7 protein-coding genes are annotated in these 14,089 nt (G+C 58.6%); 2 read left to right on the forward strand and 5 right to left on the reverse strand.

Features of this window, described 5'->3' with window-relative positions; all coding sequences use genetic code 11:
• Nucleotides 1–108: 108 nt before the first annotated feature.
• Complete coding sequence (locus WW58_RS09535; RefSeq protein ID WP_046437135.1) at nucleotides 109–6,237, forward strand: autotransporter domain-containing protein; 6,129 nt, start codon at nucleotides 109–111, stop codon at nucleotides 6,235–6,237.
• Nucleotides 6,238–6,358: 121 nt separating this feature from the next.
• Here the strand turns inward: WW58_RS09535 and WW58_RS09540 are convergent, their stop codons facing one another.
• From WW58_RS09540 to ykgO, 3 genes are all read right to left on the reverse strand, one after another.
• The gene (locus WW58_RS09540) at nucleotides 6,359–6,769 is read right to left on the reverse strand and encodes an OsmC family protein (RefSeq protein ID WP_051729568.1); all 411 of its coding nucleotides are present in this window, start codon (nucleotides 6,767–6,769) and stop codon (nucleotides 6,359–6,361) included.
• A gap of 198 nt (nucleotides 6,770–6,967) precedes the next feature.
• Entirely contained in the window at nucleotides 6,968–8,131 is a 1,164-nt protein-coding gene (gene metX / locus WW58_RS09545) for a homoserine O-acetyltransferase MetX (protein WP_046437137.1), read from the reverse strand.
• An 86-nt stretch (nucleotides 8,132–8,217) separates the two neighbouring features.
• Complete coding sequence (gene ykgO, locus WW58_RS13440; RefSeq protein ID WP_065529996.1) at nucleotides 8,218–8,382, reverse strand: type B 50S ribosomal protein L36; 165 nt, start codon at nucleotides 8,380–8,382, stop codon at nucleotides 8,218–8,220.
• A gap of 287 nt (nucleotides 8,383–8,669) precedes the next feature.
• On the opposite strand from ykgO, the gene WW58_RS09555 reads away from it, so the two are divergent.
• On the forward strand, nucleotides 8,670–10,595 hold the full coding sequence (locus WW58_RS09555) for an LpxL/LpxP family acyltransferase (RefSeq protein WP_046437140.1): 1,926 nt from the start codon (nucleotides 8,670–8,672) through the stop codon (nucleotides 10,593–10,595).
• A gap of 100 nt (nucleotides 10,596–10,695) precedes the next feature.
• On the opposite strand, the gene pflA is transcribed toward WW58_RS09555, so the two are convergent.
• Together pflA and pflB are read right to left on the reverse strand one after the other, a co-directional pair.
• Nucleotides 10,696–11,475 carry a pyruvate formate-lyase-activating protein gene (pflA, locus tag WW58_RS09560; RefSeq protein WP_022197052.1) on the reverse strand — a complete coding sequence of 260 codons (780 nt, stop codon included), beginning with the start codon at nucleotides 11,473–11,475 and terminating at the stop codon, nucleotides 10,696–10,698.
• 16 nt (nucleotides 11,476–11,491) lie between these two features.
• A complete protein-coding gene (gene pflB / locus WW58_RS09565; protein ID WP_046437142.1) occupies nucleotides 11,492–13,759 on the reverse strand; it encodes a formate C-acetyltransferase in 2,268 nt (755 codons plus the stop codon).
• Nucleotides 13,760–14,089: the final 330 nt, after the last annotated feature.

Here is a 14,089-nt window from a genome sequence, read left to right on the forward strand (position 1 = left end):
GGCGGCGCTCCCGCCACATATGCGGATGGTATGGCGGTTTCCTTTGCAGACCAGGCTGGAGTCGCTAACTCTGTCGTACATCTGGATTCTGAGGTTTCTCCAAGCTCCATGCTTGTTCGCAACTCCACCACCCGTTATGAACTGACGGGGACGGGAGAAATTACCAATACGGCCATCACCAAGGAAGGCACGGGAACGTTGGTTCTCGGTACCTCTTCCATACTTGGCACGGGTACTACTGTGGCTGTATCGCAGGGTATTCTGGCATTCGGTTATGATACGGCCCTTCCCGGCACAGGAGTAACCTGGAATACCGGTTCCTTTTTGGGTGCGGCCAATGGAGCGACGGTGACGGTGGATTTGGGAACCGTCACTAACCCGGTATTCTCCCTTTCTCCGGATGCCAACTCTTTCATCACTCTGGCAACTCCGTCCGACATCGTTTTCGGCAATGCCATTACTGGGGAAGGAACTGTCCGGAAAACCGGCACGGGCTTGCTGAAACTGACAGGGAGCAACTCCGGTCACATCGTGGTGCAGGAGGGCAACCTCCAGGTAGGGAACGGAACCTCATCCATCCGCTGGGGAAGCGCAGGTTCTTCTGTCACCCTGGAAAACGGCACGTCGCTGATCATTGCCGGCAACAGTTCGGGAACCTCCCACCATACCATCAACTCCGATTTGATTTTGGGAACAAATGCGTCCGATGCCGTTTCCCTGAAATGGGTGGACGCCTCCCAGTCAAGCGCTACGGACTATCAGCATAGCTTCACCGGAACCGTTACCGTCAACGGGGCTGTCTCCCTGGTGGGCAGGGACAACTGGGCCAAGGAAATGGGCTTCACCGGGACGCTCACTGGAGCCGGCTCCCTGACGTACAGTCGCGGAGCGGGCGACGGCAGGTATAATTCCAACGGAAAACTCATCATCAGCGGAGACGCTTCCGGATTTACCGGAATGATCACCATGAATGCCTCCAACGGCTACAGCGCCGGGCTGGATTTGCGCACTTCCGTATCTCAGGGCGGCGTCACCCTGACATCCGGAACGGACACGACCGGATTCGCTTTCATGCGCGTGCTGGGGGATGTTGAAATTGCCTCTCTGGACGGAACGGAAAATTCCCAGGTGGGAGCCGTAGGCGGCGCGCGCACGCTGACGGTGGGGGCCGGCACGTATAACGGCACGCTCACAGACCGCGGTGTTGCTCTTGGGTACGGAGCCACTTCCATTTCGTATGACGAATCCGGCGTCCTGTCTCTGACCAAGGTCGGCGAGGAAACGCTGACGCTGGGAGGAACGGTCAGTTACACGGGGCTGACGGATATTCAGGGGGGAACGCTCGCTCTTACAGCTTCCGGGGCTACGTCCCTGCGGAACATCACGATGGCGGCCAATACGCGGATGACGACTGCGGGCGCCCTGAACCTGGCGGCCAACTCTACGCTGACTCTGGATATCAGCTCCTCGCTCGAAGTGGGCGGCGCTTTCGGGGCCGGAACGTTCAATCTTACGTTGAACGGACTTGAAGGCATCACGGATGCCGGGGAATATACCCTGATTTCCGCCGCCAGCGGTCTTGATGCCGCCAGCGCCGTCTTTAACTGGGCCGGATATACCGGGGACGAAACGCTGATTTATGAACTGGAGCAGACGGGAACATCCCTCAAGCTGGTAGTGACTTCCGCCGGGGACGTATGGATCTGGCAGGGAGCGGAAGGAGAGACCTGGAGCGATACGAACACGGGCGCCATGTGGGGCATTGAAGGTTCCACGGATACGGCTGCCGGGAAGAATCTGATCTTCAACAGTACCGGGGCGGGAACCGTCACCCTGTCCGGAGCGGTGAATCCTGCTTCCATCACAGTCAACAATGCTGCCGGCAGCGATTATGTCTTCGTTTCCGACGGCGCCGGAAAAATCGCTCAGGGAACGCTGACCAAGCGCGGCGAAGGGAAGTTGACCCTTAATTTGGATAACACGGGTTGGAACGGGGACATTTCCGTCCAGCAGGGCGAACTGGTGGCCCAGGTCGCCAACTCCCTGGGGTCCGGAGCCATTACCGTTACGGACGGCATGCTCACGCTGGCTACCGCGGAGGTTCAGCCGGGAATGGGCATGATCAACCTGCAGGGCGGCAGCCTCAATCTGGCTTCCGGCTCTTTTGCCACGGCGTTTACTGCAGACAACATGGCATGGACGGGCGGTTCCATGATACTGGGCGAGGAGGTGACCGCTACCGTCGCCAAGGCTCTGGTCAATGGAAAAACCGTGGAACTGGCGGACGGTTCCGTACTGACGGTCAGCGGGGCTAATGACAACTCGGCTCTGAACCTGAATGCCTCCGGCACCGGTACCGTTTCCGTAGGGCTGGGAACCAGTTATGGGGCCAATGTCCTGAACATGAGTACGGAATTCCAGGGCATCCTGTCCGTGACATCCGGCTATTTCCAATTGAATAACGTAACGATGGGTGCGGACGGCATCTTGAAACTGGCGGATTCCAACGTCCGTACGGAATGGAACGGAACAGCGGGAGGAACGTTTGCCAATGACGTTGTCTTTACGGGCAACCAGGTCTTTGCCACCAAGGATTTCACCTTCAGCGGCGATTTGAGCGGAACGGCGTTTTCTACCCAGGGCGCGGGCAATATTACCCTGGCGGGCGGCGTCAACCTAGACGGTCAGCTCAAGGTGCACCGCGGCACGGTTACCGTGAATTCCGCCAATGTGGCCAAGCTGGGGGACAGCATTGACATCCAGAACAACTCCACGCTGGCCTTTGCCCGCGATTTCTCCTACGGAGGCGTCATCAGCGGCACGGCCGGCAGCACGGTATCCGTAAACGCCGGAACGCTGGAACTCACCGGAGCGAACACCTTCCTGGGCGCACTCTCCATTGCGGACGGCGCTACGGCGCGGCTGGGTGACGGAAGTGCCTGGGCTGGGTCCCTCTCCGGAGCCGGTTCCCTGGTTATTGACACTGCCGGAGAGATAACGCTGGCGGCCGGCAACACCGGGTTCACCGGTTCCACGACGCTTTCCGGAACGGGCACCGTCACCTTGGCGGGGGCCGACTCCCTGGGGGCCGGACGGGTCACCGTCAATAACGGCGTTCTCAATCTGTCCTCTCTGGATGCGGCCAACGTTATTCTGATTACGAAGGGAAGCCTGGCAAACGCGGAAGCCAAAACCGCCGGAAACGTGGAAGTGGCCGCTTCCGCCGGAACGCAGGGAGCCCTGAATACCATCAATCTGGGCGGTCTGTCCGGCTCCATGGTCGGCTCCATCGTCATGGAGGATTACTCCCGGCTTACAGGCGTTTCCGGTGCTCTGGACATGACGGGCAAGACGGTGACGCTGAAACTGGATTCCGGCAGCCTTACAGCGGGCGGAACTACCGGACAGGGCGTTATTGATGCGGACAGCCTGACGCTTTCCGCCGCCGCCACAACCATCAACCTCAGCAACCAGGGCGTTCTGGACCTGCTTGCCGCCAACCGGGATTCCACTGACGGCGTAGGGCTTGTACTGACAACGGGAACCCTGGCTGTGGACAATTTCAAGCAAATCGGATTCTCTCCTCTCCTGGCTTCCCTCGGCTATACCGTGACGGAAGTCCTGGGTGCGGACGGGACGCTGATGGTCAGCGGCAATACGGACCTTGTCTATCTGGTGGACACCACCCCCAATTCAGACGACCCCAATATCAGCGATTACGCCGCACTGGATCCCTACAAGGCTGTCGGCATTAATGGCACCACGCTTCATGTGAGCTTGAATGGGGCTCCGGAAGCCTCCCGGAACGGGGACGGCCTGAAAGTCAGCAACCTGGTTGGCAGCGACGGTGCGCTGGTCGTGACGAATACGGCGGATGATGCGGCCTCCAACCACGCCGTGGTGGATCTGGTTCAGAACGTTGACGCCGGCGGCAACAGCTACGGCGGAACCATCAGCGGGGACCATGTGGATTTTGTCAAGAAAGGTGCGGAAACCCTCACCGTGGAAGGCAACTTCACCGGGAATGATTCCATGCTCAGTTCCGCGGAAGGAAACATCGTCCTGAACGGTGCAGGCAATAGCCTTACTGCGCTGGAACTCGCGGGCGGAGACATAACGCTGGGCGGACGGAATGACGGCGCCTCCCGTGTAACTACGGTGGAGACGCTGGCTGCCGGCGCGGGAGGGGGAACCCTGAATTTGGGTAACGGAGCTCAGATGGTTCTTACCGGCCAGCAGGCCGGCAGCCATGTCACGGAGGTGACTATCTCCGGGGACGGTACGCTGACCTTGGGAGGTACGGGAACGGACTCCTCCCTGACACTGGGCAACGGCTCTTCCCTGAACGGTGTCCTGCTGGATATCCGTGAAGGGTCCGCCCTGTCCGCCGCAACCGGTTCCGTGAATACCGTTTCCGGACTGGCGGGCGGCGGAGCTCTGAAGCTGAGCGGTGCGGAAATGACGATCAATTCTTCTGCCTCCCATGCCTTTACCGGTACGCTGGACGGGGCATCCGGAACGCTCAACGTCAAATCCGGCAACGGAAGCGTCCAGACTATCAAGGGTGCAGGCAATGCAGGTTATCACCTGAATGTGAGTGACGGCGGCGTGCTGACCCTGGCCGGAGCGGCAGGGGAGGGCGGCAATCCCGCCCAGGCTTCCTATCAGGGGATTACCGTGAATGGCGGCACGCTCAATATCGGCAGCGCGGACGATCCCAAAACCCAGCTGACGCTTGGCTCGGACGGCTTGAGCGTGACGGGGGACAGCACGGTCGCCATTACCACTTCCTCCACAACGGTGGACGGCCTGGGCAATCCCTTTGTCACCTCCAGCGGAAATATTACGCTGGGAGACGGGACGGGAGAAGTCACGCTGGTCATGAACAATCTGGATACCCTGGTTTCCGGGAGTTCGGAAACGCTGAATATGGAATTGTTCAAGACAACGGACGGCGCGCTTGTGTCCCTGGGTGACAATGTCACCCTCCAGGATATGATTCTTGGTTCCATGTATGAAAACCTGGAGCTGACCACCAATGACAGCATGACGGCCATCATCCTCACCGGTACGGCGCGCACGGAAAACATTTTCCGTGACTCTTCCCTGACGCGGAATGCCGCCACTGGAGCGGACATCCTTTGGAATTCCCGCTATCACATGGAAGAAGGCACTGCCTTGCGCGATTTCTATACCTCTGTTCTTCTTTCCCAGAATTCAGGCGACTATTCCGGCGCCGCCCGCAAACTGGCCGCCGCCGCCGGCAGCACGGTTACCAGCCTGGGCATCGCCCAGCGCGACTCCCTGCGCGACCAGATGGGCTGGATACGCAACCGCGTGGCGCAGATGGGCGTTAACCCTGCATATGTCCATGAAGACATGCCCTACTTCCATATGTGGATGCAGGGAACCGGGTCTTATGCCAAGCTGGACACCAGGGGGGATGAAAGCGGCTACGAACTCACCACCTGGGGAGGCACGGTAGGCATGGATGTGGATATCAACGACCGCTTCACTGCGGGAGCTGCGTTTACGGCCAATTACGGAAGTCTGACGGCCAGCGCGGCGGATACGGCGGACGGAGACCTGGACAGTTACTATGTCAATCTGTTCGCCCGCTACCAGTACCGTAAATGGTCCCATCTGCTGATTCTGACGGGCGGCTGGAATGATGCCTCGCTGACGCGCACGGTGGATTACGGTACGGGGTCTTACCAGGCCCGCGGCAATACGACGGGATCCGGTTTCGGCGCCATGTACGAGTTGGCGTATGACATCGCTCTCAATGAAGACAGGAGCGTGATTCTCCAGCCTTTGTTCAACGCTTCCATCGTGACGACCCGCATGGACGGCTATCGGGAAAGCGGTTCTGCAGGAAATGCCGGACTGAAGGTGGAAGACCAGGAACTGACTACGGCTGCTGTCGCTGTGGGCGCCCGGCTCTCCGGACTCATGGGGTCCAACGTCTTCGGGCGTGAAGCGCTGGGAGAAGTACGGGTGAACGTTTCCCAGGATATGGGAGACCGCCGCGGGCAGGCCAATGTGGGCTTCTTGGCGGATCCCTCCTATACGCGTCCGGTGTATGGCGCCAAGGTCGGAAGCACGGCCTTCCAGATTGGCGCGGGGCTGAGCGTTCCCGTGGGCACTCAGGGCGTCATTTTTGTGGACGGCAACGCGGATATCCGCAGCGGTTCCAGCTCCATCAACGGGAGTATCGGCTACCGCTACAACTTCTAAAGGAAAAAACGTCAGCCAATTGGAAAGCCGCTGCGGAATCATCCGCAGCGGCTTTTTTCATGAATGGACGGGATTTCTTTAAGGATAACTTCAAGCTTGGGTTGACTTCCCTGATGGCTGTTTACTTCCATTCCCATTCAATGGGCGTTTCCAGATCGGGCCGCAGCGCCTGGCGCACAGGGCAGGACAAGGCGGTTTTTTCCAGCATGGCGCGGAGAGGGTGGCTGCCTTCCAGGGGCATGATTGCCTTCAGTTCAATTTTTTCAATTCCCTTGGATGATTCCGCCGCACGCGCCAGAACGCGCATGCCTTTCAAATCCACTCCTTTTCTGGCCGCGACCACGGAAACCAGGCTCATCATGCAGGAGGCGAGCGTGGAACCGAGCAAAACTCCGGGGGAGGGGAATTCTGCGCGGCCTTCAAAAGAAGCGGGCAGGTCCGTGGCAAACGTAACGTTGGAAGGGATAAAGGTGGTTTCGCAGCGGAATTGTCCGACGTTTTCCGTTTCGGAGGTGTAATAATGATCAGTCATGAAGATGTGACAGCGAAAACCCTGTTCGGGTTCATCCGGCTCAGGTTATTGTCACGTTGAAGAGCCGTGAAGTTCCGCTTTGCAAGGAACCTGGCCGTTCCTTCATGACATGGTTGATTTTTCCCTCTCGCTTCCGGTTCCCGGCATCATTTCTTTTTAAGCGCTGCTCCGCCGTGTCTTCTTGCGGCGGAAAAAAGCTTACGCCGTCCCCTTCGGCTTCCTTGCGGCCAGAATGCGCCGGATGGGTTCCGCATAAAGCTCCGGCTCCAGCAGGAAGGAATCGTGTCCCTTGGTGGAAGCGATGGTATGGAACTCCGTGGGAATATGGGCGGCTTCAAGCTGCGCCGCGAAATCCTGCTGTTCCGCCGGGCGGAAACAGCAGTCTGTATCAATGGAAAAGATAAGCGCGGGAATCCCTGCGCGGCGGAAGCCTTCCAGGGCGGTTTGAAATGTTCCGTCCGGGGTGTGGTCGCGGATGTCGAACTCCGCCCACATATCCGCAATGCGGATATAGGAGTTGGCGTCAAAACGTTCCGCGAACTTGGTCCCCTGGTGAAGCATGTAGCTTTGCGTGCTGCGGGTGGGGGTCATCCACGTGAGCAGGCCGTAGTTGCCTCCCACGTCTTTTCTGGCGCGCTGTTCCAGCCCCGCCTGGTAGACAAATGATTTGTGGCCGATGATACGGGCGAATGCCAGCCCTTTTTTGGGCGCCGGCCCCCGGTAATAATCCCCGCCCTGGAAATCCGGGTCAAGCTCAATGGCCAGGATTTGTTCAAACAGGGACAGGCGGTGTTCAATGGAAGCCCGGTAACCGGAGCCGATGGAGATGAAGCTCCGGACGCGTTCCGGGAACTGGCACGCGAAGCTGAGGGCGATCAGGCCGCCCACGGAGGGGCCCACAAGATGAACGCGTTCTATGCCCAGGCTGTCCAGCAGAAGGGCCTGGAGGCGTGCCTGGTCTGCGATCTCCACGTGAGGGAAACGGGAAGCGTAGGGCCGGCCGTCCGCAGGGCAGGGGGTAGCGGGGCCTGTGGTGCCGTAGCACCCTCCCAGGTAATTGGCGCAGATGATACAGAAGCGGTCCGTGTCCAGCGGCTTGCCGGGGCCGATGATGCTGTTCCACCAGCCTTCGTGGTTTTCCGGTTTCCAGAGGGAGCCGGTGCCCGGGACTTCCGGATTGTAGCCGTAGGCGTGCTGGCTGCCGGAAAGGGCATGGAACAGCAGGATGGCGTTGTCTTTTTCCGGCGTCAGGGTTCCGTACTGTTCATAGGCGACGCATACCTTGTCAAGCGTAGCTCCATTTCTCAGGGAGAAGGAGTTGGGAAGATCCAGGAATTTGGTTTGGACGGCAGGAAGCTGCATGGATGTACGGAAAGGGGCTTGGTCAGCAAAAAAAGACCGGCACCCGGCGGGCGGCGGTCTTCTTGAAATCTGTGCTGGGCCAGGGATTACTTGACGCCCTTTTTAGAAAGGCGCGTGCCTGCCGTAGCGCCCTGGCGGGCCTTGAACTTGGGATTGCTCTTGCAGATCACATACAGCGTGCCCTTGCGCTTCACGATTTGGCAGTCTGCGTGGCGGCGCTTCATAGAGGCTAAGGAAGAAAGAACTTTCATGGTGTATAACTCCGGTTTGGTGTTCGGTTCGGGAGACGAAATATACCGTTTAGTTAAGAATTGTAAAGTCATTTCTTTGCCAAAAGTAAGATGCCGTCTCGGCAGAGATGCTTTTATGAGGAAGATGCAGTAAAGCATGGGATGGCTTTGGATTCCGCGCCGGCGGAAAAATTTAGGGAAGACGTCATTTATCCGAGAAAATAAAATGCGAGAAGGGAGCTCAGCCGGGGGAATAAAGGGTTTGTGGACCGGAGGGGATTCGTATAACATCTTTTCCGGTTTTCCTTATGACTGATTCTTCCTCTCCTGATTCCTCCCCGGCTTCCCGGAATACGTTTGCCCATCATTTGGGAATGAAAGGGTTTCTGCTCATGGAAGGGCTGTTGAAGCTCGTGGGCATGAAAACGCTGTACCGGCTGGGGCGCGCGGCAGGGGCCGTGGCGTGGTATCTGCTTCCCCAGCGCCGGAACATTGTGGAAAGGAATCTGCGCATCGTTTTGAATCCGGCCCTGCGCGGAAAGGAACTGCAGAAATTAAGCCGGGAAAATTTCAAAAGGACCATTGCCAATTTCCTGTGTTCCGCGAAGACGGCCACCCTGACGGATGAGCAGTTGAAGCATTGCGTGACGGTCGGAGGGCACGAACAGTTTGCCGCGCCTGTGCTGGAAGGGCGCGGGCAGGTTTGCGCCATAGCCCACTCCGGCAACTGGGAGGCGCTGGCGAGAATACGCGCATTTTACCCGGAGGTGGAGCGTTACGGGTCCATGTACCGCCAGTTTGACAATCCGCTGATGGAGGAATACGTGTACCAGCGGCGCACGGAACGTGGAACTCAGATGTTCTCCAAGGAGGGCGGCATCAAGGCTCCCATGAAAATGCTCAAGGAAGGGGGGGCCCTGGGCGTGCTGAGCGACCAGTTCGTATGGGAGGGGGTGTATGTCCCCTTTTTCGGCAAGGTGACCGGCACGACTCCGCTGCCCGCTCTGCTGCGAAAAAGGGCTGGCGCGGACATGGTGGCCATAGCGGTGCGTACGGATGCTCCCGGCCACTGGATAGCGGATATGGGGAATGTGGTGGATTTTTCCGGGTCGGACGGCTCTCTGGCGGGGGATACTATTGAAGTGAACAGGGGGCTGGAAACATTGATCCGGGAATCCGTGCTGGATGTGTTCTGGATGCACCACCGCTGGAAATCCGTTGACCGTTTTGCTCCGCAGGATAAAAAAACGGCTGCGCTTCTGGAAAATATGGAGCTGAAGCCGTACCGCATTCTTGTAGCCGTTCCCGGGGCGTTGGATGAAGCCCTGGCGACCGTTCCCCTGATTCGTGCCCTGAAAACCGTCCGGTGCGACATGCAGGTGAACGTTATCTGCCCGTCTGCCCAGATGGGAATATGGAAGACGGTGCCGGAGGTTACCCATGTGCTGCCGCACGATTCCCTGAAGCAGCTTCGGGAAGCTTTGGTGGCAGATGAATTTTACAATGACGGCCCGCTGGATATGGGCGTCATGCTGGATGGAGATATGGAAACCCTGAAAGCGCTGGAACCGTATGGCCCCATGATGTTCTCCGGGCTGGACACGCATCCCGGCGTCCGGAAATACAAATTCCGGGTAAAGGCCCCCGTCCTGCGCGCCGCCCCCCCGGCGCACCGGGTGCAGCTTTATCTGCAATTGGGGGGGCTGCATGGGCTGGACGTCGGTAAACCGTCTTTGTTCCCTGTGAAAAAAGCGGCCCCGGCGGAAGGCGCCCCCATTTTAATTGCTCCGTTTTCCCGTCTGGGAAGCGCCAGTGAATGGAGCCGGGAGCAGTGGACGGAACTGGTTTCCCTTTTGCCGGGACGGACGGTTCTGGTGGCTCTGGAAGAAGACCGGGAGCGCGCCGCCGCGCTGGCGGAACATTTGAATGTGGAACTGGCTGTGGGTGCGCCGGAGGCTCTGTTTTCCGTCATGGACGGCGCTTCGGTGGCGGTAGCCGTGGATGGCGATTTCCCGTCCCTCTGTTCCTTCCGCGGGCTTCCGGTGGTGACTCTGTTTTCCACCCGGCTTCCGGATGTGTACCGCCCTATGGGTACATTCAACCGTTCCCTTTACAGCCACCAGTGCTGTTCCCCCTGCTTCCGGAAGGATTGTGACCGGGATGTCCCCTGCAACCGCCACATTGCCGTGCGGGAAGTGCTGGATGCTTTGCGGGAAATTTCCGGAAAGGAATAATTTGGGAAAGGGGAGAAGGGCCTTTCATCCGGAAGATGAGGAGGGGAGATATCTGTATTCGGTTTGCTGCGGTTGATGGCGCCAAGGCGCGAAAATCCGGTTAATGCACGCAATCCGGAAAGCCTTCCCGCCGGAAAATGCCGCGGACCTGTTCCGCCAGTTTTGCGGACGCTTCCGGGGTGCCCTTCAAGGTATAATCCAGCTTCAATTCATCCCATTTGAATCTCCCCATCTGGTGGAAAGGGAGCACGTCCACGCGTTCCACGTTGCCCAGGAGCGCCGCATGGCGGGAGAGTCCCTCAATTTCTTCCAGATTATCCGTAACGCCGGGTACCAGCACATACCTCAGCCACACGGGCTTGCGGAGGGAGGCCAGGCGTTCCGCAAACTCCAGCGTAGGGCGCAGTTCCCCGCCTGTCAGGGAGCGGTACCGTTCCGGATTCCATGCCTTGATATCCAGCAGGACCAGGTCCGTATCCGCCAGCATTTCTTCGCCCGCATTCACGCCCAGATGGCCGGAGGTGTCCAGGCAGGTATGCAGTCCCAGTTTCCGGCAGCCTTTCAGCACGGCGCCGGTAAAATCAGGTTGGAAGAGGGGGTCCCCGCCGGAGAGGGTGACGCCGCCGCCCGCCGCCTGCAAAAAATCCCGGTAACGGGCTATTTCCCTGAGGACATCACCCGCGCTTCTGAGCCGGCCCCGCCGAACGTATGAGGTATCCGGATTGTGGCAGTAGCGGCAGCGCAGGCTGCAGCCGGACAGGAAAAGGACAAAGCGGATGCCGGGACCGTCCACGGTGCCGCAGGATTCCACGGAATGAACCAAACCGGTGACGGAGCTTTCTCCGTCCGGATCATGGTTTTGTGGAAAAACCTGCGGCATCCGTGTGTCGTCCGGGTTAGCGGGTGTGGAAGGTGCGGTTGATGACCTCCTGCTGCTGTTCCCGGGTCAGCTTGATGAAATTCACGGCATAGCCGGAAACGCGGATGGTAAGCTGCGGGTATTTTTCCGGGTGATCCATGGCGTCGAGAAGCGTTTCCCGTTCCAGTACGTTCACATTAATGTGGTGACCTGTAGCGGCAAAGTAGGCGTCCAGCAGGGAGACGAGCTTGACGCGGCGTTCCCTTTCCTCCTTGCCCAGGGCCTGCGGAACGATGGAGAAGGTGTAGGAGATGCCGTCCAGGGAGTCGTCATAGGACAGCTTGGCTACGGAGAGCATGGACGCCACGGCTCCGTTCCTGTCCCTTCCGTGCATGGGGTTGGCGCCGGGGGCGAACGGTTCCCCGGCTCGGCGGCCGTCCGGCGTGTTGCCCGTCTTTTTGCCGTACACCACGTTGGAGGTGATCGTCAGGATGGACTGGGTGGGCAGGGAATTGCGGTAAGTGTGGAGCTTGCGCAGTTTTTCCATGAAATTGCTGACCAGGCTGCATGCTATGTCGTCCACGCGCGGGTCATTGTTCCCGTAACAGGGGAATTCCCCTTCCGTCTTGAAGTCCACAATCAGCCCCTCTTCATTGCGGATGGCTTTTACGGTGGCGTACTTGATGGCGGACAGGGAGTCCGCCGCCACGGAAAGCCCGGCGATTCCCGTGGCCATCGTGCGCAGGATTTCCGGATCATGCAGCGCCATTTCAATGCGTTCATAGCAGTATTTGTCGTGCATGTAGTGGATGATGTTCAGCGCGTCAATGTAAGTTTTGGCGAGCCAGTCCTGCATCTTGTCGTACAGGGCCATCACTTCATCATAGTTGAGAATTTCTTCCGTGTAGCGGGGGGAGGGCGGGGCCACCTGTTTGCCCTTGAGTTCATCCACGCCGCCGTTCAGGGCGTAGAGAAGGCACTTGGCGAGGTTGGCGCGCGCTCCGAAGAACTGCATCTGCTTGCCGATGCGCATGGCGGACACGCAGCATGCGATGCCGTAGTCGTCGCCCCAGTGCGGGCGCATCAGGTCGTCGTTCTCGTATTGGACGGAGGACGTTTCAATGGAAACCTTGGCGCAGAAGCTTTTGAAGGCTTCCGGCAGGTTCCGGGACCACAGAACGGTCAGGTTCGGTTCCGGAGCCGGCCCCAGGTTGTACAGGGTCTGCAGCATGCGGAAGGAACTGCGGGTGACGAGGGTGCGCCCGTCCTCTCCCATGCCGCCGATGGATTCCGTCACCCAGGTGGGGTCTCCGGAGAACAGGTTATTGTAATCAGGCGTGCGGATGAAACGGACGATGCGCAGCTTCATCACGAACTGGTCGATGATTTCCTGAACTTCCTCTTCCGTGATGAGCCCCTGTTCCAGGTCGCGGGTGAAATAAATGTCGAAGAAAGTGGAAACGCGGCCCAGGGACATGGCCGCTCCGTTCTGTTCCTTCACGGCGGCCAGGTAGCCCAGGTACGTCCATTGCACGGCTTCGCGGGCGTTTGCGGCGGGGCGAGTGAGGTCGCAGCCGTAGGAGGCGCCCAGCTGGGCGAGTTCTTCCAGGGCGCGTATTTGTTCGCTCATTTCTTCGCGCAGGCGGATCAGCTCATCCGTAAGGGGGGAATGTTCACGGTTTTTGAGGTCCTTGCGGCGTTCGGCAATCAGTCTGTCCGTGCCGTACAGGGCCACCCGGCGGTAGTCCCCGATGATGCGGCCGCGGCCATAGGCGTCCGGAAGGCCGGTAATAATGCCGGCGGAACGGGCCGCCCGGATATCGGAAGTGTAGGCGTCGAAAACGCCTTCATTGTGCGTCTTGCGTATCTTTTTGAAAATATCCGCGGTTTTCTCGCACATCTTGAACCCGTAGGATTCCAGGGCCTGCTGGGCCATGCGCAGGCCGCCAAAGGGCATCAGGGCCCGTTTCAGGGGGGCGTCCGTCTGGAGGCCTACGACCACTTCCAGTTCCTTGTCAATGTAGCCGGGCTTGTGGGAGGTGATGGAGGATACCACTTCTTCATCAGCATCCAGAACGCCGCCGTTGTCTATTTCCCTTTTCAGCAGGACTTTCAGTTCATCCCATAAACGGAGCGTGCGCTGGGAGGGGCCGGAAAGAAATTCTTCATTGCCGGAATAGGGCGTGTAGTTATGCTGGATGAAATCCCGTACGTCAATGGACTCCGTCCATGCTCCCGGCTTGAATCCCTGCCATTCCTTCGGAAGGGCGGTGGACTCCTTCAAGTCTTTTACTATGCTGATCATAAATAGGATGTAGTGAAGAAGACCGGAGAAAAACGTTCCGCAGCCGTTGAAAGGCCGGAAACGGCAAAACTCCGCGCCACGTAATTATATCGTGAATTCCGGGAGACAACAAGGCTAATTCTTTGCGAAGAGAACGCGGGTGCGCTGGCTTTGGCATGTTTCACCTGTCTGTCCGTTGCGGAGCGGAAAATGAGGGGAACATGCGATTGCGGAAAAGTGACGGAAGATTATTTCTCTTTACTTTCCTAATCTCTATTGCAGTATCTCAACGCTTACCGTTATGAAATCTTATGCATGCCTTTGTTTATTGCTGGCGGGAGTTTTTTGCGT

The organism is Akkermansia sp. UNK.MGS-1 (assembly GCF_000980515.1).
In the GTDB taxonomy this organism is placed as follows: Bacteria; Verrucomicrobiota; Verrucomicrobiia; order Verrucomicrobiales; family Akkermansiaceae; genus Akkermansia; species Akkermansia muciniphila.

Excerpts from the sequence above, each read along its gene's own strand:
- ykgO (WP_065529996.1), bottom strand. The coding sequence starts at position 8,382 with ATGAAAGTTCTTTCTTCCTTAGCCTCTATGAAGCGCCGCCACGCAGAC.
- WW58_RS09535 (WP_046437135.1), top strand. The coding sequence starts at position 109 with ATGCTTGTTCGCAACTCCACCACCCGTTATGAACTGACGGGGACGGGA.
- WW58_RS09540 (WP_051729568.1), bottom strand. The coding sequence starts at position 6,769 with ATGACTGATCATTATTACACCTCCGAAACGGAAAACGTCGGACAATTC.
- WW58_RS09555 (WP_046437140.1), top strand. The coding sequence starts at position 8,670 with ATGACTGATTCTTCCTCTCCTGATTCCTCCCCGGCTTCCCGGAATACG.
- pflA (WP_022197052.1), bottom strand. The coding sequence starts at position 11,475 with ATGCCGCAGGTTTTTCCACAAAACCATGATCCGGACGGAGAAAGCTCC.
- pflB (WP_046437142.1), bottom strand. The coding sequence starts at position 13,759 with ATGATCAGCATAGTAAAAGACTTGAAGGAGTCCACCGCCCTTCCGAAG.
- metX (WP_046437137.1), bottom strand. The coding sequence starts at position 8,131 with ATGCAGCTTCCTGCCGTCCAAACCAAATTCCTGGATCTTCCCAACTCC.